Annotated in this window: 19 protein-coding genes; 6 read left to right on the top strand and 13 right to left on the bottom strand. The window is 44.3% G+C overall.

The genetic code is table 11. The features are described 5' to 3' along the window. The first annotated feature begins 55 nt into the window (after positions 1-55). A complete protein-coding gene (gene ftcD, locus CKK33_RS19110) occupies positions 56-1132 on the top strand; it encodes a glutamate formimidoyltransferase (protein WP_095705651.1) in 1077 nt (358 codons plus the stop codon). A gap of 193 nt (positions 1133-1325) precedes the next feature. Beyond that, complete coding sequence (locus tag CKK33_RS19105) at positions 1326-1937, top strand: DUF4142 domain-containing protein (RefSeq protein WP_095705650.1); 612 nt, start codon at positions 1326-1328, stop codon at positions 1935-1937. A 147-nt stretch (positions 1938-2084) separates the two neighbouring features. Here CKK33_RS19105 and CKK33_RS19100 read toward each other — a convergent pair whose 3' ends face one another. From CKK33_RS19100 to CKK33_RS19090, 3 genes are all read right to left on the bottom strand, one after another. Beyond that, positions 2085-3923: a glycoside hydrolase family 35 protein gene (locus tag CKK33_RS19100; protein WP_095705649.1), complete on the bottom strand. Its 1839-nt coding sequence runs from the start codon at positions 3921-3923 to the stop codon at positions 2085-2087. A gap of 12 nt (positions 3924-3935) precedes the next feature. Further along, on the bottom strand, positions 3936-6677 hold the full coding sequence (locus CKK33_RS19095) for a DNA gyrase/topoisomerase IV subunit A (protein WP_095705648.1): 2742 nt from the start codon (positions 6675-6677) through the stop codon (positions 3936-3938). Between the two features lie 499 nt (positions 6678-7176). Next, complete coding sequence (locus CKK33_RS19090) at positions 7177-7692, bottom strand: YdeI/OmpD-associated family protein (RefSeq protein ID WP_095705647.1); 516 nt, start codon at positions 7690-7692, stop codon at positions 7177-7179. 140 nt (positions 7693-7832) lie between these two features. Here CKK33_RS19090 and CKK33_RS19085 point away from each other — a divergent pair, with 140 nt between their 5' ends. Next, positions 7833-8258: a nuclear transport factor 2 family protein gene (locus CKK33_RS19085; protein ID WP_095705646.1), complete on the top strand. Its 426-nt coding sequence runs from the start codon at positions 7833-7835 to the stop codon at positions 8256-8258. Positions 8259-8421: 163 nt separating this feature from the next. On the opposite strand, the gene CKK33_RS19080 is transcribed toward CKK33_RS19085, so the two are convergent. From CKK33_RS19080 to CKK33_RS19065, 4 genes are all read right to left on the bottom strand, one after another. Beyond that, positions 8422-9078, bottom strand: coding sequence for a GDSL-type esterase/lipase family protein (locus CKK33_RS19080; protein ID WP_095705645.1), 657 nt, complete (start codon positions 9076-9078; stop codon positions 8422-8424). After that, on the bottom strand, positions 9075-9599 hold the full coding sequence (locus CKK33_RS19075; protein WP_369803583.1) for a cytidine deaminase: 525 nt from the start codon (positions 9597-9599) through the stop codon (positions 9075-9077). Before CKK33_RS19075 ends, CKK33_RS19080 begins: the two co-directional genes overlap by 4 nt. A gap of 124 nt (positions 9600-9723) precedes the next feature. Further along, a complete protein-coding gene (locus tag CKK33_RS19070) occupies positions 9724-11619 on the bottom strand; it encodes a DNA topoisomerase IV subunit B (protein WP_095705643.1) in 1896 nt (631 codons plus the stop codon). A 107-nt stretch (positions 11620-11726) separates the two neighbouring features. Continuing rightward, positions 11727-12407, bottom strand: a complete 681-nt coding sequence (locus CKK33_RS19065; RefSeq protein WP_143823004.1) for a hypothetical protein — start codon at positions 12405-12407, stop codon at positions 11727-11729. A 100-nt stretch (positions 12408-12507) separates the two neighbouring features. Here CKK33_RS19065 and CKK33_RS19060 point away from each other — a divergent pair, with 100 nt between their 5' ends. From CKK33_RS19060 to nagB, 3 genes are all read left to right on the top strand, one after another. Beyond that, the gene (locus CKK33_RS19060; protein ID WP_095705641.1) at positions 12508-13848 is read left to right on the top strand and encodes an APC family permease; all 1341 of its coding nucleotides are present in this window, start codon (positions 12508-12510) and stop codon (positions 13846-13848) included. A gap of 3 nt (positions 13849-13851) precedes the next feature. Continuing rightward, positions 13852-15018, top strand: a complete 1167-nt coding sequence (locus CKK33_RS19055) for a PLP-dependent aspartate aminotransferase family protein (protein ID WP_095705640.1) — start codon at positions 13852-13854, stop codon at positions 15016-15018. A gap of 201 nt (positions 15019-15219) precedes the next feature. Continuing rightward, a complete protein-coding gene (nagB, locus tag CKK33_RS19050; protein ID WP_095705639.1) occupies positions 15220-17139 on the top strand; it encodes a glucosamine-6-phosphate deaminase in 1920 nt (639 codons plus the stop codon). 72 nt (positions 17140-17211) lie between these two features. Here nagB and CKK33_RS19045 read toward each other — a convergent pair whose 3' ends face one another. From CKK33_RS19045 to rimO, 6 genes are all read right to left on the bottom strand, one after another. Further along, complete coding sequence (locus CKK33_RS19045; protein WP_095705638.1) at positions 17212-17550, bottom strand: hypothetical protein; 339 nt, start codon at positions 17548-17550, stop codon at positions 17212-17214. A 76-nt stretch (positions 17551-17626) separates the two neighbouring features. Then, positions 17627-18493, bottom strand: coding sequence for an aldose 1-epimerase family protein (locus tag CKK33_RS19040; protein WP_095705637.1), 867 nt, complete (start codon positions 18491-18493; stop codon positions 17627-17629). 90 nt (positions 18494-18583) lie between these two features. Continuing rightward, entirely contained in the window at positions 18584-19396 is an 813-nt protein-coding gene (locus CKK33_RS19035; protein WP_095705636.1) for a 5'-nucleotidase, lipoprotein e(P4) family, read from the bottom strand. A gap of 19 nt (positions 19397-19415) precedes the next feature. Beyond that, positions 19416-19961, bottom strand: a complete 546-nt coding sequence (gene msrA / locus CKK33_RS19030) for a peptide-methionine (S)-S-oxide reductase MsrA (RefSeq protein ID WP_095705635.1) — start codon at positions 19959-19961, stop codon at positions 19416-19418. A 23-nt stretch (positions 19962-19984) separates the two neighbouring features. After that, positions 19985-21592 carry a bacillithiol biosynthesis cysteine-adding enzyme BshC gene (gene bshC / locus CKK33_RS19025; protein WP_095705634.1) on the bottom strand — a complete coding sequence of 536 codons (1608 nt, stop codon included), beginning with the start codon at positions 21590-21592 and terminating at the stop codon, positions 19985-19987. Positions 21593-21712: 120 nt separating this feature from the next. Further along, entirely contained in the window at positions 21713-23050 is a 1338-nt protein-coding gene (rimO, locus tag CKK33_RS19020) for a 30S ribosomal protein S12 methylthiotransferase RimO (protein WP_095705633.1), read from the bottom strand. Positions 23051-23058: the final 8 nt, after the last annotated feature.

The following is a 23058-nucleotide window of genomic DNA, read 5'->3' as shown; positions in this document are numbered from 1 at the left end:
TGAGATTGCTTTGTCGTTCTCGCAATGACATAAGCTGACTCAATGGAATCAAAATATGAAGAAGTTAATTGAATGCGTACCCAACTTCAGCGAAGGGGTAAACATGGGTATTATCAAGCAGATCACTGATGTGGTGGAAGCTGTGGATGGTGTACGTTTGTTAAATGTTGACCCCGGCAAGGCCACCAACCGTACAGTGGTAACCTTTGTGGGCGAACCGGAGCAGGTGATAGAGGCCGCTTTTCGGGCCATAAAAAAAGCCGGAGAGTTGATTGATATGAGTAAGCAAAAAGGCGAACATCCACGCATGGGCGCTACAGATGTTTGTCCGCTGATACCGATTGCCAATATCAGTATGGAAGAAACAGCAGAATTTGCCGTAAAGCTGGCCAGGCGCGTTGGGGAAGAATTGCAGATACCCGCTTACTTGTACGAACATGCACAGCCTAATAAAAGCCGCAGCAATTTATCTGTAATCCGCGCAGGTGAGTACGAAGGTTTCTTTAAGAAAATAAAACAGCCGGAATGGGTACCTGATTTTGGCCCGGCGGAGAATGACGTTAAGCGTGGGGCTACCGTTATTGGTGCACGCGATTTTTTAGTTGCTTACAATATTAATCTAAATACCACCTCTACCCAACTAGCCAATGCTATAGCATTTGATGTACGCGAAAGCGGCCGCAGCTTACGCGAAAACGACCCCATAACAGGTAAAGTACTAACCGATAATAACAGTAAATTAAAGAGAATCGCCGGTTCACTCAAAAGTGTTAAGGCGATAGGCTGGTTTATTAAGGAATACGGCATTGCCCAGGTGTCCATGAATATAACCAACATTGAAGTTACGCCGGTACATGTGGCCTTCGACGAGGTTTGCAAGAAAGCCAATGAACGCGGCATCCGTGTCACCGGCAGCGAACTGATAGGGTTGATACCCTTAAAAGCAATGCTGGAGGCAGGTAAATACTTTCTGCGTAAGCAAAAGAGATCGGTAGGCGTAAGCGAAAGTGAGTTAATTAAAATTGCCATTAAATCCATGGGGTTAGATGAGCTGGCGCCCTTTAATCCGCATGAAAGGATTATTGAATATTTGTTAAAGAATAAAGCTGATACCAGGTCTTTTAATGTGTGATTTTACGAATAAGAGAAGGTCTGGTATCATGCAACATCAATTGAAGCGTACAATAGATTGTATACATGGCAAATGAGAAGATTATCCTCAAAGGGATAAAGTCTAAATTCAAATATTTGCGTGACTGATAAATTGATACTTAAGCAAACTCCGTGGCATAATTGTTGGTTAACTAATAAGTAAAAAATCTATCATGAAAAACGTAACAAAATTACTATTAGGAACAATTATGATTGCCGCCGCGGCATGTAGCGGCAATGGAAGCAAAGGCGGTGCGGATACCGACAGCTCAAAAAGCGTAATGAGCAATAGTACCGATGCCGCTATTGACAGCAACAAAAAGGAACTGGCATCTAAAGATTCTACTGAACTCAAGGATGATGCTAAGTTTATGGTGAACGCCGCAAATGGTGGCATGCTGGAAGTTACGTTGGGCAAACTGGCTCAGCAAAAAGCTTCATCGCCGCAAGTGAAAGAGTTTGGTATGATGATGGTTAACGACCACTCAAAGGCCAACGCTGAATTAAAAACGCTGGCAGGTACTAAAGTGATCACCCTGCCGGCCATTCTGTCAAACGATAAGCAAAAAGACGTTGACGATATGGCTAAACTAAGCGGTGCAGAGTTCGATAAAAAATACACCGAATACATGGTTAAAGACCATAAAGAGGATATCGAAGAGTTTAAGAAGGAAGCGCAGGATGGCAAGGACGCGGAAATTAAAGCCTTTGCCGCCAAACATGTACCTATACTGCAACATCACTTAGAAGCTGCTGAAAAAGCACAGGCTGCAGTGAAAAAATAATATATGTCATTGCGAGCGATAGCGTGGCAATCTAACAGAACAAGCACCTTAACATGCTTATGAGATTGCTTCGCCGTTCCTCCTCGCAATGACACAGAGAGCAAAACAAGAAGAGCCGCATATGCGGCTCTTCTTGTTTTTAAGTGTTTATTTATGTAATTCGTTCAATATTGGGTGGTCAATGGTGGTGATCTCTTTGACATCTGTATTATGCAGCTCATCAAATATCACGATCTCATTGGTGCCTTTTTTGAGCCATGCAGCCGGTACAAACAAGGTTTGCTGGGGGCCGATATACCAGTATTTGCCTAAGTTATGTCCGTTAACAAATGCTATACCTTTACCAAACGCGCGCATATCCAGGTAGGTATCACCCACACCGCGTAACGAAAAAGTACCCCGGTATAATACCGGTTGTTGTATAGCCTCTCCATGTGATGTGATATATTTAAAGCCCGATGTGCTGTTAAGCGGGAATTTATACATCTTCCAGCCCAGCAATTCCTGCCCGTTAAGGATTACCGCTTCGGTTATACCTTTGCGGTTATCGGTTAAATAAGGACCATAGTTAATACGGCCATTGTTCTCTACCAAAATATCCAGGGTACTGTTGGGGCTAACACCCGCTAATTGTACCGAATCCTGGCCCAGGCGTCTGTCTAAAACGGCTAAGCGTTTACCATTCACATAAACAGTAGCGTAATCTCTCAATTGTTTAATTTTAAGCAGGCCGTTTGAAGCATTCGCTAAAGTAGTACGGTAAAGCACCAGGCCATAGCCCTGGTCAAGATCCTCAAAGCTCCTAGGGTGTTCGCTTTCTGTAGGCAGGCCAAGGTTATTGAACAAATTAGCCACGCCCGAAACCTTTGTTACTTCCAGCGCATAGGTGCGACGGCGTTTTTGCGGTATCTCCGGTAAGGTTTGCCCTGCCGGTAAATGTTTGGCAATTACATCGCGCAGCTTGTAGAATTTTGGTGTAGGGTCGCCTGCTTCGTTCAATGGTGCGTCATAATCATAGCTGGAGGTTTGCGGCGAATAGGGCTCGTTACGGCTCATATTGGCACCATTCATAAAATCGCGCGTGGTACCGCCATGAAACATATACATGTTAATAGATATACCTGCCGCTAATACCTCATCCAGCTTTTTAGCATCCTCATCGGCATTACTCCCGCTGTGCGGTTTGCCCCAGCTATCAAACCAGCCCGGGTACCATTCAGCTATGTAATAAGGCCCTTTACCATTATGATACTTGTTGATGAGTTCTTTAACCTTGGCCGGGTTATCCTCGCCGTTTACGGCAGGTAAAAAACCGGGTAGGTAGCCGGCAGGCATCTGGCTTGGTCCATCGCAGGTAAACAGCAAACCATCAAAACCGGCATCCCTAAAGATCTTTTCGTTTTGTGCCAGGTATTCTTTGTCGTTACTGTATGAGCCGTACTCGTTTTCTATCTGCACCATCAGGATATTACCACCGTGGTTCACCTGGAGTGCGGCTAATTGTTTACCCACCTCCATCATATAAGCACGATAAGCATTGATAAAAGAGGGCTCTTTGCTGCGGACCTTCATGTTCCGGTCTTTAAGCAGCCACCATGGGTAGCCGCCAAATTCCCATTCCGCACAGGCATAAGGGCTGGGGCGCATAATTACCCACATACCTTCTTCCTTGCATATGCGTACAAATTCGGCCACATCATTGTTACCGGTAAAATCATAATGCCCCTGTAAAGGCTCATGAGCGTTCCAAAAAACATAGGTGCCAATAGTATTAAGCCCCATTGCTTTGGCCATTTTGATACGCTCGCGCCAGTATTCGCGCGGAATGCGCTCATAATGCATTTCGCCGGATATCATTTGCAGCGGTTTTCCATCCAGTAAAAAGTCTTTATCACCCAGGGCGAATGTGTGAGTAGCAGTTTGAGCGATAGAAGTGACGCTGCCGGCAAAAGCAAGCATGGCACATAGTACAATACGTTTCAGCATATATAATTTAGTTTAAAATAATCCTAACTGGCCTTTATCATCTATATCTATATCGTCCGGATTGGTGATTTCCAGGTCTATTTTTTTCTTGGGCTGCTCTGCCGGCTCAGGACTACTTTCGGTCTCCTCAGTTACGGGAGCCGCGTCTTTTACCTCTTTTTCTTCAGGGGTAATGATGATCTCGGTATCTTCAACAGAATCGGGTGCAGGGTCGGGTACGTCTTCCTCATCATCATGTTCGGCAATCAGCTCAACAGCTTTTACCTGGTGTACCGACAGGCGGTTACCCATCGCTTTCATCCCTTTAACATCTATCAGATCGGTAAGGTTAAGCTCTACCGTTTCTTCTACTGCGGTTTTGCCCTTTAATTGCTCTACCTTAACCACCGGCTGTGCCGCGCCGGATATAATGACCAGTTTAGAACCACTCTCATCACTGATGATGCCGGATTGTTTACCTATAGCTATTGCCTCGAACACAAAGCGTTTTACCATGTAATTCTTAGATTTCCCGTCATAATGTACCACCGCGAATACTTTAGCAGGGTCATATTTCTCGATCAGGATCATCTTATCATCAAAGTGGTTATTGAGATCGAAACTGGTAAGCTCGTAAACGCCGTTAGCCATCACGGTAAGGATGCGATCGTCGCCATCAAACTCGCCCAGGTATTTGCCGCGCCCATCGGCATTGAGGCGTTTCAGGATATCATCGTACCATATTTTTCTGCCGGCAAGGGTAGAAATACCCTTGCTTTTCAGTAAAACCTTTTTGATAGGATATTTGGTAACGATATTACCCATTGAGGCGCGGCCCTTGATAGCTATCTGCGCGAAATCTTCATCAAACTGGAGCTTTTTAAGTTTGGAATGAGGTTTCAGCTGCACGTTCACTACTTCGGCCTCACCGTTAGGGTTGGCAGTGAAGTACAATACTTTGGAGCCTTTTGAGCCTTTGGTGAGGTCATACTCCTTATCACGCGTGATACCGGTAACCGAGAAACGTTTAATATAAGCTACACCGCTTTGCCCATCCTTGTAGATCATGTTGTATACGGTGCGCTCGTCGTTTTTCTTGAAAACGGCTACGTGTACAATATCCTTACCTACGAAAACTTTATCCTGCATTCTGGTTACAATAAAGCGGCCATCATTACGGAACACGATAATGTCGTCAATATCAGAGCATTCGCCAATGAGTTCTACATTCTCGTCTTTCTTTAAGCCGGAGCCGATAAAGCCGTCGACTCTGTTTACATAAAGCTTAACATTTGCCAACGCAACCTGCGCCGCTTCAACACGGTCAAAAGTGCGTAGTTCGGTTTTACGTTCTCGGCCTTTACCGTATTTCTCTTTCAGTTTTTCAAACCAGGCAATGGTATAATCAACCAGGTGCTTAAGATGGTGCTTAACTGTTTTTATTTCCGCCTCGAGATTTTTGATCTGTTCATCCGTTTTCTTTACGTCAAAGCGGGTGATGCTGCTCATTGGCTTATCAATGAGCTTTTTATAATCCTCAGGCGTAATGGGGCGATAGAATTGAGGGAAAAACGGCTCGAATAAGCGATTAAGCACACCAACCACCGTTTCAAAATCTGTAGAGCTTTCATAGTCGGGGTGTTTATACATCCCTTCCTGTATAAATATCTTTAACAGTGAGCTAAAGAATATCTTTTCCATCAGCTCTTTCAGCTTTATCTCCAGCTCCTGTTTCAGCAGGTCCTTGGTAAAGTGTGTGCTTTCGGTAAGCATATCGTTCACGCTCATAAAGCGTGGCTTATCGTCCTGTATTACGCAGGTGTTGGGCGATATGGAAACCTCACAGTCGGTAAATGCGTAAAGAGCATCGATGGTAACATCGGGAGAAATACCCGGCGCGAGGTGCACTACAATCTCTACATCCTTGGCGGTGTTATCTTCTATTTTCTTGATCTTGATCTTACCCTTGTCGTTAGCCGATATTACGCTATCAATTAAGCTGCCGGTGGTAGTACTAAAAGGTATCTCATTAATGATCAGTGTTTTTTTGTCACGCTCGATAATTTTGGCGCGTACACGCACTTTGCCGCCGCGCTGCCCGTCATTGTAAGCAGATACGTCAGCCATGCCACCAGTAGGGAAATCCGGAAATAAATTCGGGCGTTCGCCACGCAATACGCCGACCGAAGCATCCAGTAGTTCCACAAAATTATGTGGCAAAATCTTGGTAGCCAAGCCTACGGCAATACCTTCGGCACCCTGCGCCAACAATAAAGGGAACTTAACCGGAAGGGTAATAGGCTCGCGGTTACGGCCATCATAACTGGCCTGCCAAACCGTAGTGTCAGGATTGAACACTACATCCAGTGCAAATTTTGAAAGCCTGGCCTCAATATAACGCGGTGCCGCTGCGGAGTCGCCGGTTATGGGGTCACCCCAGTTACCCTGGCAATCTATCAGCAGGTTTTTCTGTCCTATCTGTACCATGGCATCGCCAATGGAGGCATCGCCATGCGGGTGGTACTTCATAGTGTTACCAATAACGTTGGCGGCTTTGTTATAGCGGCCATCGTCCATCTCTTTCAGCGAGTGTAATATACGGCGCTGCACGGGTTTTAGGCCGTCGTTAATGTGCGGCACGGCACGGTCAAGAATTACATAAGAGGCATAATCCAGGAACCAATTTTCGTATAACCCGTTGAGTGAGGTTACATTATGAAGTACGTTATCTTCGTTGTTTTCGGGAGTATCAGTGTGGCTAATATCTTCGCTCATTTATACAGCTATAAAATTAATGCGGATGGGTAAAGATAAGAGAATGTGCAGATATGATAAGGTGCGAATTAGCATATTTTATGCACATTTTAACACTTTATTGATTTGCAAGGCTTCGACTTTTTACAGGCTGATTTCTCATTGCCGTTGCCTTCAGGCAACGGTGTTTGTAAGTGATCCGTTGGCTGAAGCCAACGGTAATGATTGGGCTTGTTGTAATTGAGTTTCCTTAGTACTGCTTTGTGATCCGTTGGCTGATGCCAACGGCAATGATTGGGATATGCTAACTTGATCTTTTCAGTACTGCTTTGTAATCCGTTGACTGAAGTCAACAGCAATGATTGGGTATGTTCCTATCTTGGTTCCATAGGATTGCCTGTAACCCATTGACAGAAATTAATGATATTAATATAATCTAACTTGTTCTTTTGGGATTGCTTTATCATTGCCGATGCCTTTAGGCAACGGTATTTGTAAGTGATGGCAATGATTTAAATTGTCACTCCCTCAATTTTTTCAATTCCCTTATCATTGCCCCGTAATCCATACGCTGGTTAGCTGCGTTAATGGTAGCCGCTATGCGGTTAGCGCGTGTTTGTTCGGTTTTGGCACCATTTATCCACTTAAAGAAATAACCCTGGTGCGATTTAGACAGGCTATAAAACCAAGCAAGTGCTTCAGGTTGTTCATACTCAAAACATTCCTGCAGGTCGGCCGGCATTTCCAGTTTAAAGTCCTTGTCATGTTCCAGCCTTAAACGGAGCATAGCACCTTTTTCTTTACGCAGAGCTTTTCGTATTTCTGCACGTAACGCCAGTATAAAATCGCCCTCGCCGGCAGGGAGTAAGGCCATGCCTGAAACAGGCAGATCATCAAGCCATCCGCACACACGCATGGCCTTCTTGTTGCCGGGTAATATCTCCTGCGCCACATCAAACGGAACCATTACATACGTCCAACCGGTCTTCTCACCGTTTTCTCCGTATTGGTGTATAATGGTGGTGTAATCGATCATGTATCAAAGATATCTTTTGAAGCGCCAAATGTTAAATGTTTGTTAAATGAGCCGTTTTAACATTTCAGGCTGTAACGCGCGATATGGTTATTGCATCTTATAGATAAATAAACAATCTTCAAATCAAAAAAATCAATACCATGAAAACCTTAAAATCAGTAACCATAGCATTAGCCTTGTTAATTACCTGCAGCTTTGCAAAAGCCGCCGATGAACCTACCGCAAACCTTACACGTGTACATGCCATAAACGTATATCTTGATGCCATGACGCGCGGCAAAGTTGACGGACTAAACCAGGTGGTTGATCCTTCGGCCAAGTTTAACATGTTGCGCGGCAACACTATAATGAGCTTTGATAAAAAGCAAATGACCGACTTTTTAAAAGCAGAAAAAAACGTTGAACAGACCTGCACCACTAACACAGAGGTGGTTGAAAGCAACCTGAATATAGCGGTAGTAAAAGTTGATATGAAATATCACGACTTTACACGCAGCAATTACGTAACCATAGCCAACACCGGCAAAGGCTGGAAAATAACCAACGTTTACAGCGTTTTCAAATAGTTTTATTTTAGTGTTTAGTGTGAGATGGGCCCCTGTAAAGGGGCTTTTCTGTTTTAGGGAAATATAGTGTCATTGCGAGGGATAGTGTGGCAATCTCACAGGCGTGTTGCATGAATGCTTGTAGTGTAAGATTGCTTCGTACCTCGCAATGACATCAATTAGTTTATTTAACCAAAGGCGTAAGTACCGCCTGCCACTTGTCATAGCCTTTACTGTTCAAATGCAGCATATCGCTTTCAAAGAGGCTGGCATCAGGTTTTTGCGTGTTGGGGTCAAGTATTACTGTAGTTACATCCACAAAATGGGTTTTGCGTTTGCCTTTGATGAACGCTTTAATAAGGCTGTTAGCTCTAAGTACCTCAGGCAGGAACTTAGCACGGCTGGGGCTTTGTTTTATAGATAGGTAATAAATCTCGGCATTGGGCAGGTTTTGTTTGATCATGGCCCATAGCTGGTAAAACTCACGTGCTGTAAACTCCCCGCTTTTGCCTGCGGCTATATCATTTTCGCCGGCGTAAATAAATATTTTACGCGGGTGGTATGGGTACATAATGTAAGGCATGTAATAGTTAACCAGTTGTTCAATAGTACAACCGCCAACGCCACGGCGAATGATGGGTTTGTCGGCGAAGCGTTGTTCCAGGTCCGTCCATTTCCGGATGGATGAACTGCCGATAAAAAGAATGCCGTTTTTAGGTGGAAATTTTAGGCTATCCTCGTGTTTAAAATCGCGGATCTCGTTATCAAACGGAAAGCCTTTCTGGGCGTAGGCACCTAAGCTTGCCAGTGCAAGTACAAAAAGCAGAATTAATTTTTTCATAGTAATGGTTGTTGTATAAGTCGGTCCTCAAAAAACATGAAAGGCAAAAAGCTTTGTACACCATTAACCTCCCAAATTGGACCATTACTGCAATGTAACAATATTCTGAAAGGTTGATGTTGCCTTTTCTCACATTCGGCCATTACCTGCAGGCAGGCCCCGCACGAGGTAATGGGCTTTGTTAACTCAAATTCGTTGGTATGGGCGGTAACAGCCATAGCCACAATAGGGTCGTTGGCATGTGCCGTTCCCCAATGGAACAGCGCCACCCGCTCGGCACAAAGCCCGGATGGGTAGGCCACATTTTCCTGGTTGCTGGCATGTAAAATGGTTCCGCTTTGCAGTAATACTGCGGTACCAACCTTGAATTTTGAATAGGGCGAATGTGATGATTCAAGAGCCTTAACGGCTTCTTCGCAAAGCAGTTTATCCGATATATTTAAATCTTCAACAGTATTATATTCTTTGAAGGATATGTTGATCTCGTGGTTTGTCATAAAGCCTCTCCCAACCCTCTCCAAATGAGAGGGTATTATTTTAGTAATAAACAAAAATCCCCCGCACTTTTTAGAACGGGGGATACAAGGTAAGTTTAATTTATTAAAAAACAATAGTTACTACGGGTTCAAGCTACTATCATTTCTGTTACACAGCTACCGGGAGCTCTACATCATCAAGTTTTTCGGCAACCAGCGGGTTAACGCTTTCGTCGTCCTTCTCTACGCGCAGGTTGTTTACAATATGTTGCTGACGGGTTGGCGTATTCTTGCCCATAAAATATTCCAGTAATGATTTTATGTCGGCGTTCTTTAATATCACCGGGTCAAGTCGCATATCCTTGCCAATGAACAAACCAAACTCTTCCGGAGATATCTCACCTAAACCTTTAAAGCGGGTTATCTCGGGCTTGTTACCCAGTTTGGCTATGGCGTTGCGGCGTTCCTCGTCGCTGTAGCAGTAAATGGTTTCCTTTTTATTACGCACACGGAACAATGGTGTTTGCAGTATAGATACGTGACCGGCCTTTACCAGGTCAGGGAAGAACTGCAGGAAGAAGGTCATGAGCAGCAGGCGAATGTGCATACCATCCACATCGGCATCAGTAGCTATCACAATATTGTTGTATCGTAGCGTATCAATGCCATCCTCAATGTTCAGGGCGTGTTGCAGCAGGTTAAACTCTTCATTCTCGTAAACCACCTTTTTGGTTAAGCCAAAGCAGTTAAGCGGTTTACCCTTTAAGCTGAATACAGCCTGGGTCATTACATCTCGCGATTTGGTGATAGAACCACTGGCCGAATCGCCCTCGGTAATAAATAACGTGGTTTCCTGTTTACGTTCGTGGTTATCATCAAAATGCAGCTTGCAATCGCGCAGTTTACGGTTGTGTAAAGATGCTTTTTTGGCGCGATCATTAGCCAGCTTTTTAATGCCGGCAATATCTTTACGTTCGCGTTCCGATTGCAGGATGCGTTTCAGCAGGGCGTCAGCGGTAGCGGGATTCTTGTGCAGGTAATTATCCAGCTCTTTCTTCAGGAAATCGTTGATAAACCCACGTACCGACGGCCCATCAGGCCCGATATTTTGTGATCCTAATTTGGTTTTAGTTTGCGATTCAAAAACCGGTTCCTGCACTTTTACTGCGATGGCGGCCACAATAGATGCCCGGATATCAGCAGCGTCAAACTCCTTTTTATAAAATTCCCTTATGGTTTTAACCACTGCTTCGCGAAAGGCCGCCTGGTGCGTACCGCCCTGGGTAGTGTGCTGCCCGTTTACAAATGAGTAATATTCTTCGCCGTATGACTGGCCGTGTGTCATGGCTATTTCAATATCCTCGCCTTTGAGATGGATGATAGGGTAGCGCAGGTTTTCGGCATCAGCGTTACGGGTAAGCAGGTCATAAAGGCCGCGCTCCGAAAAATATTTCTGGTTATTAAAATTGATGGTAAGCCCCGAGTTGAGGAACACGTAGTTCCAGATCATATTCTCCACAAACTCCGGTATAAAACGGTAGTTACGGAAAATGCTGTTATCGGGCGTGAAGTTGATGGCTGTACCATTACGCTGAGTAGTATCTTTCTCAGGTTCTTCGCGTACCAGTTCGCCTTTCTCAAATTCGGCAATTTTAGTGCGGTTATCGCGGTAGCTTTGCACCGTGAAAGAGGTCGACAAAGCATTAACTGCCTTGGTACCCACACCATTTAAACCAACAGATTTCTGGAAGGCTTTGCTATCATATTTACCACCAGTGTTAATTTTTGATACACAATCGATCACCTTTCCCAAAGGTATACCACGGCCGTAATCGCGTACAGAAACCTTATGGTCGCTCATGTTGATATCAATGGTACGGCCCGATCCCATTACAAACTCGTCAATAGAGTTATCTACTATCTCCTTTAACAGCACGTATACACCATCGTCATAAGCCGAGCCATCACCCAGCTTACCAATGTACATACCCGGCCTTAAACGGATGTGTTCTTTCCAGTCGAGCGAACGGATACTATCGTCGTTGTAATTTATATTCTCTGCCATAATTTCTCAGTAGTACTTACGGGCGCGGAAGGCCCTATTTGCAAAAATAAACATACTGATTTTTAAATGAGCATTTAAAAATCTTAACATATCCACACCACTTATTATCAGGGCTTAAACTTTATGCAATTGCTGGCGCCAACAATATTCCGGAAAAACTCGGGTCCTTTTTGGTTAGAAAAGCAAACAGCCATTATGGTACCTGTGTGGAATTTTTGCAGCGTTATAAGCAATGCATAGCGGTAATGCTTGGTTATTTTCTCGTCGGGCAGGTTAATCATAAAGGAACGGCCGGCATCGGCGTTGTATCGGTCGGCTATGCTGGCGGGTAGTACCCGCTCAAGCGGAGCGTTATCACCCGAGAAGGCCAGCGCCTGCGCTTTTCCTATTTCGTAGTATAATGAATCGGGATTAGCCTGCTGGTTAGCCTTATCGTTAAGCGTTTTTTCATAGGCTGCCCAGTTCTCTTTTTGTGAGCGTACCTGCAGCCATAACTCAAAATCTTTACCAGGCATCTCCATGGCATAATCGAAAGAAACATCCTCGTTATTGGGCGCCTTTATTTCTTTAAAGCCTTTGGGAAAGCTGAATGTGGCATTGGCATCAGCTACCAGTTGTAAAAAATTTTTAAGCTGCTGGCTTGTTATAAGGTTTTTCTGCGCGGAAGCAAATTTTACTTTACGGGTTTTTAACGAAGCTTTGTGCTCTTTACCGCTTTGCGCAAACAGAGCCGGTACAAAAGCAAACATCCATATACCTGTAAGTAATATTTGTTTAAATTGCTTCAAAATAATTTTAATAGGGCGGTTTAGTTTTCCAAACGAATTAAACACTTTTCTATTTCAATTACAACAAGTTTAAAATACAATTTTTATTTAAAAATATAACATGAGTATACAGCCCCGCCTAAACCGCTTCGACCTCAGCATGATCGTGATTAGCCTGGTTATAGGCATGGGCATATTTGGCAGCCCAAGCGATGTAGCAGTTAAGGCCGGTAACACGTGGGTGTTTTTTGGCGCATGGATATTTGGCGGATTGGTTACTTTGTGCGGTGCACTAACTTTTGCCGAGATAGGCGCGCGTTACCCAACTACAGGTGGCTTTTATAAAGTTTTCTCGTATTGCTATCACCCTGCTTTCGCATTCATGATCAACTGGGTGCTGGTGATCAGTAACGCCTCATCAGTTGCGGCTGTTGCCCTGCTGGGTGCCGAGTACATTAACCCCATATTGCTGCCTGCAAGTTTGCAAAACCAGGCGGGTACTAAAATTACCACCATTTTAACCGTGCTTATCTTATATGTAATTAACTTTTTAGGCATAAAATTGAGTGCACGCGCCCAAAACGTACTCACTATATTTAAAGTAGTGGCCATACTGGTTTTGTGTACGGCTATATTTAAAAGCGATGCTACAGCCCATGTAGCTACCGCGGTTCCTGCACAGGGTGGTAACATGATATCAGCTTTCGGCCTTAGCCTGGTGGCGGTATTTTTTACTTACGGCGGTTATCAGCAAACCATCAACTTTGGCGGCGATATTATTAATGCCAAAGCTAATATTCCTAAAGCCATCGTATTTGGCATAAGCACCGTTATTGCGCTTTACCTGGCCATTAATTACGCGTACTACGCGGTCTTAGGCATAGGGGGCATACAGCAAACCCACACACTGGCGGCAAAACTGGCAGGTGTAATTTTTGGTCCTACGGGTTACAAGGTAACTTCAATACTCATGTTTGTATCGGTACTGGGATATGTAAACGTGAACATCCTGGCTAACCCGCGGGTATACTATGCCATGGCCGAAGACGGTATATTGCCACCGATATTTAAACGTGTAAACCCCAAAACGCAGGTACAGGAACTCGGGATGACGGTGTTTGTGGCGGCCGCACTTATCATTTTGTTCTTTGTAGATTCTTTTAGCCAGATGCTTAAGTACGTAATGTTTTTTGATACTATCGGGCTTTCGCTTTGCGCTTTAACCATTTTTATTTTGCGAAAGCGTACAAAAGACCTGGACACCAGTGGCATCTATGTCATTAAATGGTTCCCGCTTATCCCGGTGATTTTTATACTGGCTTACTGGTTTGTTACCGTTAACATCTTTATAACTTTTAAGGAAGATCCTTTTGCCGCCTTTTGGTGCCTTGCGGCTTACGCTTTGGGTTTAGGTATTTATTATCTCGGTGCGCGTAAACCCAAAACTATACAACCTGAGTAAACAATGGACTTATCTTACATCCTGAACGAACTTGGCGAAGAGCGCGACCAATATTTTAACTCGGTATCGCCGCCAATTATGCAAAGCAGCAATTTTACCTTTAATACGGTAAATGATTTTCGCGAGGCGCTCAGTGATGAGTTTGAAGCTACACTTTATTCGCGGGGGCAAAACCCAACGCTTAACATTTTACGGCAAAAATTGGCCGCCCTTGATGGTGCAGAAGACGCTTTGGTTTTTAGCAGCGGTATAGCCGCCATAACTATACCGGTACTGGCTTTGCTTAAGCAGGGTGACCATGTAATATCGGTACGTAACCCCTACAGCTGGACAGTGAAGTTATTTGACCACCTGCTGCCTAAATACGGCATCAGCACTACTTTTGTCGATGGTACGGATGCTGAGCATATAGCGAAAGCTATACAGCCCCACACCAAACTGATATACCTTGAAAGCCCCAACACCTTTAGCTACGAGTTGCAGGACCTGGCTGCTGTAGCAGCTATAGCCGGGCAACACGGTATCATTACCATGATTGATAATAGCTATTGTACACCGCTTTACCAGCAGCCTATTCAACTGGGGATAGACCTGGTGGCGCAATCAGCCACTAAATACATAGGTGGTCATTCTGACGTGGTAGCCGGGGTAGTAACAGGTAGTAAATCGCTTATTAAACGCATATTCGAACAGGAATTCCTCAATATCGGCGCGGCATTGTCGCCACATTCGGCGTGGTTGCTCATACGCGGTTTACGTACCTTACCATTACGCCTGGGCAGGAGTTTTGAAACAACCAAACAGGTGGTAGCGTGGTTAAAACAGCAACCGCAGGTTGATAAGGTTTTATGGCCTTTTGATGCAGATTTTAAACAATCAGAGTTAGCCCGGCGGCAAATGAGTGGCTGCGGGGGGCTATTCAGTTTTACACTAAAAAACTCCACATGGCAGCGTATAGAAAGCTTTTGTGATAGCCTGAAACATATTTTAATGGCCGTATCATGGGGCGGGCACGAGAGTTTGGTTATCCCGGCTATTGCCGGTGTTAAGCCGTCTGATTATGAAACTTCAAATGAACGCCAACAACTGATAAGGATGTACATTGGGCTGGAGGATGCCGGTTACCTGACAGACGATATTAAGCAGGCACTTGATAAATTATCTTTTTAAATAATTTTAAAAAGTATTTTGCTACTGAATAATTATTTACTAAGTTTGTGTAATGATTTTAGGTACATCAGATATAAAATCAAACTTGCTCCTGCATAGGGAGTTAATTTATTTAGTTAATTGGTTGTAAATCCTCACTTTTTAGGTGGGGATTTTTTTTGCCCTGATTTTTTTAGATATTGAACAATTAAATAACCTTTTATGGCACGATTAAATTTATTAGAAGAAACCCGGTATGAGAAGCTGCCGGTAACGGTCTACTCAGACCAGAAAGCGGCTTCGGTGGCTGTTGCTAAGCGCATAGCCGATCTGATACGCAGCAAACAGGCAGCAGGACAGCAGGCAGTGTTGGGCCTGGCTACAGGTGTTACCCCTATACAGGTGTATGCCGAACTGGTAAGGCTGCACAAACAGGAGGGGTTATCTTTTAAAAATGTGATCACCTTTAATCTTGATGAGTATTATCCCATGAAGCCGGATGCCGACCAGAGCTACGTGACCTTCATGAATGAGAACCTGTTTAACCATGTAGATATTGACAAGGCCAATGTACACATACCTGATGGTACACTCGCGGCTGATGATGTAGCCGCGTTTTGTTTGGAGTATGAAAGACAGATAGAAGAACTGGGCGGGCTTGACCTGCAAATATTAGGTATAGGTCGTACCGGTCACATCGGTTTTAACGAACCGGGCTCAGCGCCAAACTCGGGTACACGCCTGGTAACCCTTGACGACCTTACCCGCCGCGATGCCTCGCGTGATTTTGGTGGTAAGCAAAATGTGCCTACTAAGGCCATTACAATGGGGGTAGGCACCATCTTTAAAGCGCGCGAAATTATCCTGATGGCCTGGAGCGCTAAAAAAGCGCCTATTATTCGTCAGGCTGTGGAGGGCGAAATATCAGGTGATGTGCCTGCTACTTACCTGCAGCTATCAGACAACGTAGAGTTTGTGCTGGATGTTGATGCCGCGTCGGGCTTAACCCGTTTTGATACGCCATGGTTGGTTAAAGACTGTGTTTGGGATGAAACACTGATCAAGAAAGCGGTGATATGGTTATCAACCGCGGTAGGTAAGCCTATTCTTAAACTTACCGAAGAGGATTATAACAACAATGGTATGGCCCAACTGGCGGTAGAAAAGGGCCCGGTTTACCAGATCAATATTGATATATTTAACCAGGTACAGCATACTATTACCGGTTGGCCGGGTGGTAAACCAGGATCTGACGATAGCCAGCGCCCGGAACGCGCAGAACCTGCACGCAAACGCTCTATTGTATTTTCTCCGCACCCCGATGATGATGTGATCTCAATGGGTGGTACGTTTATCCGCCTGGTTGACCAAGGGCATGATGTGCATGTGGCATATCAAACATCAGGCAATACTGCTGTTTGGGACGATGATGTGTTACGCTTTATGGAATTTGCTATAGACTTTAAAGAAAGCGTAGGAGAGGACACTGCTAAAATGAAAGGCATATATGAAGATATGCGCAAATTTATGGTCACCAAAAAGCCTAACCAGATAGATACGCCGGAGATACGTGATGTAAAGGGCTTTATACGTAAAACCGAAGCGATTGCCGGTGCGCGTTACGCGGGGGTACCTGATAGTAATATACATTTTCAGGCGCTGCCTTTTTACGAAACCGGTAAAACGCAAAAAAATTCGGTTGGCGAGGAAGATATCAGGCTGACAATGGAGTTGCTGCAAAAAGTGAAACCGCACCAGGTATTTACCGCAGGTGACTTTGCCGATCCGCATGGCACACACGTAGTATGTTTCAATATCATCATTGAATCGTTGCGCCGCTTGCGCCAGACAGAAGACTGGGTAAAGGATTGCTGGGTATGGATGTACCGTGGTGCATGGCAGGAATTCCCAACGCACGAAATTGAGATGGCGGTTCCGCTATCACCGGCAGAGGTGTTACGCAAACGCAACGCTATCTTTAAACATCAATCGCAAAAAGACCGCCCTGTTTTCCCTGGTGACGACGCGCGCGAGTTTTGGGTACGTGCCGAAGACCGCAACCGCGAAACAGCACAGGCCTACGATAAATTAGGTATGGCCGAATATGCCGCTATGGAGGCTTTTGTACGTTACCATTACTAATATGGTACAGCCTTAAAAAGTAAAGCCTCCTCATGTACATGAGGAGGCTTTACTTTTTGGTGTTATCGCTGATTACAGGATCAGGATAAGAACCAGGATAATAATGATGATAGCACCTAATGAAAGGTAAATACCACCGCTACCCATAGCCTGAGCTTCTTTTTTCAATTCTTTAAGCTCAGATTTAAGCTCTTTTTTCTCGGCTTTGTTAAGCTGAGATTTGTCCATCGCTTTAATTTCTTCAACGCGTTCTTTAATTTCCTCGCAACGGGCAATGCGCTGTTCTTTGGTCATATTGGCAGCCGCCTCTTTGTACATATCTTTAGTGTCGATAACGGTAGCTGCATTGGCGTTAAAAGAAAACACAGTTAGTAAAAGAGCGATGGCGAATAGATAAAATTTGTTTTTCATAGCTTTAATTATTGTTGAGTATGTATTAAAGTGCCAAAGTGATGTAAATGTTTTCTAAATATTAAAAAAATCCTAATCAGATACTTACGTAGTACGATGCTTCAAACACGTGACCAACGGCTACTTTTTGTATAGCCTCTTTCTCTTTAATGTCTACAGGCTCACCGGCTTTGTCGGCGCAACCCAGCCAGGGCTCTATGCAAACAAAATCGGCACCGGGTTTTGACCATATACCCAGGTAATTAAAATGCGGAAATTCTACGGCTAATGTCTGGTCGTGCTTAGTGCTTTTAATGGTCACCAATCTCGATTTTAGATTTTTAAATACCAAAGCATCATTCGCAAACAAATCACGGTTTAAATGCAGTTGTTTATTATTTAACGGGATAAGTGTAGTTTCACCGGTAAACTGGCCGTCGCTGTTCAGTAAGTGTGAGTGCAGGTCTTCCTGGCCTTCAAACTCAAGGTAGTAATCTTCGTAGGCTTCGCCACTGTTAAACGGAACGTTGAAAGCAGGATGGCCGCCTACCGAAAAATATACAGTTTGGGTGTCGCGGTTGATCAATTTATAAGTAATACGCAGGGCATTTTCGATCAGCGTGTACAGTACCTGGAAATCAAATTTATAAGGGTAAACCTCCAAAGTATGGTCTGAATATGGCAGAGAAAATCCGGCATGCTCGTTATCGCCTTCCAATACCAAAAACTCAGATTGGCGGGCAAAGCCATGCCTGTTCATGTTGTAGGTTTTGCCATCTACATGCAACTCATTATTTAGTAAACCACCAACAATAGGGAAAAGGTTAGGTGCATGATAAGCCCAAATATCCGGGTTGGCCTGCCATAGGTGTTCAACGCCGGTTTGCTTATTTATAATTGACGTTAATTGTGCACCCCTGGCATCTATGGTTGCCTTTAGGTATTCATTTTCAAGAATGGTCATGTTGGTATGAGCGTTTAAGAGCTATTAACAAATAAGGCCTCGCGCGGTTTCAATTTGCTGAAATCGCCCGAGGCTATATTAAAAAAGGAATTATTGTTTATCTGTCTTAATGTTCGCTTTGATCACGGAATCCTTTTGAGCGCCGCTAAGTTTGTAATTGTACTTGAAAAGTGCGGCTTCAAAATCTCCGTAGGAGGGGTTAGGTATTACAATGTACCTGCTCCCGAACTCCTTTTTCAAACGCTCGGTTGCAGCTGTGCGGTCTGCTTCGGATGGTTTATTATCGTAAGCCTTGTCAAAATCGGGTAGGTTATCTCCGCATAGCAAAACAATATTACATTTGGCCAATACCTGCTGGCGGCGGGATTCCTTGCTCGATGGGCCATTCTTTAAAAAGATATGTGCCGCGTCGGTAAATGGCAGGCCGTATCTCTGCAGGTTTTTAGTGGTGCCTTCGCGTTCACTTTCGTCGCGGTTGGTAATATAGTAGACTTGTACTCCTTTTGATGCCGCATATTTAAAAAACGCAGGCGCGCCGGGTACGGTATCCGCTTCGGCCTTTTGCGTCCAGGCCTTCCAGGTATCTAAGGTGTATTCGTGATTATTTAAAGCACGCATAGCATCGTAAGGGCTGTTATCGAGCAGGGTTTCGTCAATATCAGTCACTACGGCCATGGGTTTGGCATCTGCTGATGGTTTAGCCAGTGCTTCATCCAATCTTAACTTAGCCAAATTATATGCCTGGAAACAAAGCGCTTTATATTCTGCCGCGCGCTGCTGCCACAGCGAGGCCCATACCTTGCCACCGTTTGCTAATGAAACACTTTGCTGCGTTTGTTTTGGCGCAGAGCAGGCAGCCAATAAAGCGGTGCCTGCGAATATGATACCGATGATTTTTTTCATAAGGAAAGCTAATTAGCCCTTACAATAATTCGGGCTTTATTTTGTCTGTAAACTCCTTCACAAACTTATTCAATTTGGGATGAATAACAACGTTACAGTATGGCTTTAGCGGGTTGGTGCTGTAATAATTTTGATGATGGTCCTCAGCTTTATAAAATGCTGATGCAGGGCTGAGTTCGGTCAGGATGGGTTTATCAAAAAGTTTTTCATCGGTAAGCCGTTTGATCATAGCCTCCGCTTTTTGTTTTTGTTCATCGGTATGGTAAAAGATAACGGAACGGTATTGGGTGCCGATATCGCCGCCCTGGCGGTTAAGGCTGGTTGGATTGTGAGTTTTAAAGAAAAAGAGCAACAGCTCATCCAACGAAACTATATCGGCATCAAATTCTATCTCAACCACTTCGGCATGACCGGTTTGGCCGTTGGAAATTTCCATATAGGTAGGGTTTTGAACCGTACCGCCCATGTAGCCCGATGTTACCGAGAGTACTCCTTTAACACTTTGGAAAATGGCTTCGGTACACCAGAAGCAACCACTGCCGAAGGTGATTTTTTGAGTATGCATAAGATTAGATTTCTTGCAAATATCTATTCTGTTAATACCGTGAATTTAAAATCCAGCGGTTCAAAATTACGTATCAGTTCGTCAATAAATAACTGTCCCCATTTTACGTAGCTGAGGCCAAAATTTTCATTACGTTCCTGCAGGCTGTTTTTGGGGAAAAGGTCTTCTTTAATATGTTCTATCTGCTCAAGACGGGTTTGATAATTGCGCTTTTCGGCTTTTACCAGTTTCTTTTGAAAATTATCTACGGCATGTTTTAACCTTGCCTGTATGGCTGCTGCCGATGGTGGCAGGGTAGGGTCTATCTTATGCGAAGCGAGTTTTATTTTTTCAAACGTACGCTCAAATTCGCGCCATTCTTCGGTAAGGCTCAAATCATGGTTGCTATGTTTTTTCACCCAGTCGTTCTTGATCTCATCGGTGCTTTTAAACAACATAGCCGGAGAAAGCTCCATGCTTTTGATCTTGGCAGCGGTTTCCTTGCGGACCACTAAACCGGAGTTGCGCAGTATCAGCACCGGAAAATCAATGCCGTAAAAGTCGAAGTTAGATTTTAGCTCCAGCCAGTAAACTACCTCGGCACCACCACCAATATAAGCCGCATTGGGTAGGATACATTCCTGGTATAAAGGGCGCATCACTACGTTGGGGCTAAAGCGTTCGGGCGCTGCTTGTATCTCCTGTTTTAGCTCATCTTCGGTGAACGATATGTCAGTATTCATCACGGCGTAGCGGCCGTTTTCAAACACAATACGTTCACGAAGCTGATCTTTCAGGTAAAAAAAGTTGATCTCCCGCGGATTAACCTGTATGTGTACGCCCAACTGCTGCAATTTGGAATTGGCTTCGCTGATGTTTTTAAAGCTGTTTTGCTCAATAATGTCGCGTTCTATAATTGGTGCAAATTCGGCTTTTAGCCTGCGGTCGTCTGCATCTATGATCACCAAACCATACTGCGCGAATAAGGCATTTACCAGGTAACGGGTGGCATCAGCCAGTTTATCAAATTTGGTATAAGCAGTCTCCACCATTTCGCCCAGTTCAGACGAGTGCCCATCAATACCCAAAACACCTTTGTATTGGTTAATCGCCTGGCGCATAGTATCGGGATTAATACGGCCTGTAGCACCGGCAGCTTCATACCACCAATGCACTTTTTTACCACCGATATTGGTGTAGTTGATCTCGGCAAAATCATGGTCCTCAGAGGCCATCCAGTATACCGGTACAAAGTCTTTATCAGGGAAGGCTTCTTTAAGCTGCCTGCAAAGCTTTATGGCGGTTACTATCTTATAAATAAAGTAAAGAGGCCCTGTAAAAATGTTTAGCTGATGGCCGGTAGTGATGGTAAAGGTGTTGTCGTTTTTCAGCAGCTCTATTTGCGCTTTAACAAACTCCTGCGATTCTAATTGCGGGAAATCAGCGCCTTTGCCAAAGTATTGTTCGGTTAAAACTTGAGTAAGGAGAGGGCGGTTTGCTACAATCTTTTTATTATTGAAAAACTCAGCGAAGCCTTGAAGCGTTGGCCTGTAACAGTAAAAGGAACGTAATTCCGGAACATCTTCCAGGTAATCGATCACCGTTTGGGAAAAGAATCCCGTGTCTTTATAGTCAATACAGGCAGCTTCCATTTATTGTTGAGTAATATCGAACATTGAATTTCGAATAACGAACATCGAAATTTCTAAAATAACAATGTCGAAATTAGATTTTAATATTTGAATAGCAACACGGAGCCGCTGCAAACGGTTTTATTTTACAATTTGTCCATAAAGGTCAAAGTCTTCCGCGCTGTTGATCTTTACATTAACAAACGTACCCGTTGCCGCATAATTCACGCTGGCATCTATCAAAACCTCATTATCTACTTCGGGGGAGTCATACTCGGTACGACCTACGAAATAGCCTCCGTCTTTCTTGTCGATCAATACTTTATAGGTGTTGCCGATCTTTTCCTGGTTTTTTTCATAAGATATGCCCTGCTGAATCTCCATAATAGCATCGGCGCGCTCCTGCTTTACTTCTTCAGGTACATCGTCAACTAAAGTATGGGCGTGGGTTTTTTCCTCGTGCGAGTAAGTGAAACAACCCAAACGGTCAAACCGGGTATCTTCCACCCATTGTGCCATCTCTTCAAAGTCCTGCTGGGTTTCGCCGGGGTAACCGGTTATCAGCGTGGTACGCATAGCGATGTTCGGCACACGATCCCTTATCTCATTTACCAGGTCGATAGTTTTTTGCTTGGTAGTACCACGGCGCATAGATCTCAGCATGTTATCAGTAATGTGCTGTAAGGGCATATCCAGGTACTTGCAGATGTTATCACGCTCGTTCATCACGTCCAAAACTTCCATCGGGAAGCCTGCAGGGTAGGCGTATTGTAGTCTTATCCATTCCACACCGTTCACATCACTCAGGCGACGAAGCAGCTCATCCAAATTACGTTTGCCGTATAGGTCTAAACCGTAGTAGGTGAGGTCTTGCGCAATTAATATTAATTCTTTGGTGCCGTTAGCAACCAGGCTTTGGGCATTTTTAACCAGTTGATCTATTGGTGTGCTTACGTGTTTGCCGCGCATTAAAGGAATAGCGCAGAAAGAGCAGGGACGATTACAGCCCTCGGCAATTTTAAAATAAGCAAAGTGTGAAGGAGTGGTTAGTAAGCGTTCGCCGATCAACTCGTGGCGATAATCGGCGCCAATGTTTTGCAGGATATTCTGGAGATCGTTAGTGCCAAAATAAGCATCAACGTTGGTGATCTCAGCTTCCAGCTCGGGCTTGTAACGTTCGCTAAGGCAGCCGGTAACAATCACCTTACCTACCTTACCCTGTTCTTTAAGCTCGCTATATTGAAGTATGGTATCAATAGATTCCTGCTTGGCGTTATCGATAAACCCGCATGTATTGATCACTACGATGTCGTTCTGGCCAACTTTATCAGCCTCGTGTACCACATCAAAGGCATTGCCCTTAAGCTGGCCCATCAGTACTTCGCTGTCGTAAATATTTTTTGAGCAACCTAAAGTGACAACGTTTACTCTTGGTTTTGCTGTTGGCTTTACTTGCTTACTTATTTCCTTAGTCCTCATTATATCTC

Source organism: Mucilaginibacter sp. MD40 (assembly GCF_002288635.1).
Lineage (GTDB): Bacteria > Bacteroidota > Bacteroidia > Sphingobacteriales > Sphingobacteriaceae > Mucilaginibacter.
The sequence above is the reverse complement of the archived record's forward strand: the minus strand, read 5'-3'. Positions and strand labels throughout refer to the sequence as shown.

What these genes read in the sequence shown, in the direction of transcription:
- CKK33_RS19090 (WP_095705647.1), bottom strand. Translation starts at nt 7,692, where the DNA reads ATGATCGATTACACCACCATTATACACCAATACGGAGAAAACGGTGAG.
- CKK33_RS19080 (WP_095705645.1), bottom strand. Translation starts at nt 9,078, where the DNA reads ATGAAAAAATTAATTCTGCTTTTTGTACTTGCACTGGCAAGCTTAGGT.
- CKK33_RS19055 (WP_095705640.1), top strand. Translation starts at nt 13,852, where the DNA reads ATGGACTTATCTTACATCCTGAACGAACTTGGCGAAGAGCGCGACCAA.
- CKK33_RS19060 (WP_095705641.1), top strand. Translation starts at nt 12,508, where the DNA reads ATGAGTATACAGCCCCGCCTAAACCGCTTCGACCTCAGCATGATCGTG.
- CKK33_RS19045 (WP_095705638.1), bottom strand. Translation starts at nt 17,550, where the DNA reads ATGAAAAACAAATTTTATCTATTCGCCATCGCTCTTTTACTAACTGTG.
- bshC (WP_095705634.1), bottom strand. Translation starts at nt 21,592, where the DNA reads ATGGAAGCTGCCTGTATTGACTATAAAGACACGGGATTCTTTTCCCAA.
- ftcD (WP_095705651.1), top strand. Translation starts at nt 56, where the DNA reads ATGAAGAAGTTAATTGAATGCGTACCCAACTTCAGCGAAGGGGTAAAC.
- rimO (WP_095705633.1), bottom strand. Translation starts at nt 23,050, where the DNA reads ATGAGGACTAAGGAAATAAGTAAGCAAGTAAAGCCAACAGCAAAACCA.
- CKK33_RS19105 (WP_095705650.1), top strand. Translation starts at nt 1,326, where the DNA reads ATGAAAAACGTAACAAAATTACTATTAGGAACAATTATGATTGCCGCC.
- CKK33_RS19100 (WP_095705649.1), bottom strand. Translation starts at nt 3,923, where the DNA reads ATGCTGAAACGTATTGTACTATGTGCCATGCTTGCTTTTGCCGGCAGC.
- nagB (WP_095705639.1), top strand. Translation starts at nt 15,220, where the DNA reads ATGGCACGATTAAATTTATTAGAAGAAACCCGGTATGAGAAGCTGCCG.
- msrA (WP_095705635.1), bottom strand. Translation starts at nt 19,961, where the DNA reads ATGCATACTCAAAAAATCACCTTCGGCAGTGGTTGCTTCTGGTGTACC.
- CKK33_RS19035 (WP_095705636.1), bottom strand. Translation starts at nt 19,396, where the DNA reads ATGAAAAAAATCATCGGTATCATATTCGCAGGCACCGCTTTATTGGCT.
- CKK33_RS19070 (WP_095705643.1), bottom strand. Translation starts at nt 11,619, where the DNA reads ATGGCAGAGAATATAAATTACAACGACGATAGTATCCGTTCGCTCGAC.
- CKK33_RS19085 (WP_095705646.1), top strand. Translation starts at nt 7,833, where the DNA reads ATGAAAACCTTAAAATCAGTAACCATAGCATTAGCCTTGTTAATTACC.
- CKK33_RS19095 (WP_095705648.1), bottom strand. Translation starts at nt 6,677, where the DNA reads ATGAGCGAAGATATTAGCCACACTGATACTCCCGAAAACAACGAAGAT.
- CKK33_RS19040 (WP_095705637.1), bottom strand. Translation starts at nt 18,493, where the DNA reads ATGACCATTCTTGAAAATGAATACCTAAAGGCAACCATAGATGCCAGG.